Genomic DNA, 391 nt, shown 5'->3' with positions numbered 1-391 from the left:
TCTTGATACGCTCCATCATGGGCCATTGCCGCGCAAGTGGGCGGCGGTCTGGTATCCGCTCCCGGTCCCGACCTCGAGCACCCGCTCGGCACCGGTCAGCGCGAGTTCCTGGGTCATCAGGGCCACCATGAACGGCTGGCTGATCGTCTGCTCACAGGCGATCGGCAGCGCTCGATCCTCCCAGGCGTCTGATTGCATCGCCGGCGGCACGAACTGGTCGCGGGGGACGTTCAGGATCGCCTCGAGGACTTTCGCATCGGTGATCCCTCGCTGCCTCAGATGGTTTGCCAGTTCCCGGGCACGCACATCAGGCTGATCGGGCATGAGTCTGTTCTCCGCCGGGGCTGACCTGAACGTCGCGAAGTTCGAGCTGGACTTCTCGACGGCCATT

1 pseudogene is annotated in these 391 nt (G+C 64.5%); it reads right to left on the bottom strand.

Annotation, left to right across the window (positions count from 1 at the left end):
• Nucleotides 1-33 precede the first annotated feature (33 nt).
• Nucleotides 34-324: pseudogene (gene pcm, locus AB1L30_RS00970) on the bottom strand (protein-L-isoaspartate O-methyltransferase); the annotation flags it as partial.
• Nucleotides 325-391: the final 67 nt, after the last annotated feature.

The organism is Bremerella sp. JC817, from assembly GCF_040718835.1.
GTDB lineage: Bacteria > Planctomycetota > Planctomycetia > Pirellulales > Pirellulaceae > Bremerella.
The sequence above is the reverse complement of the archived record's forward strand: the minus strand, read 5'-3'. Positions and strand labels throughout refer to the sequence as shown.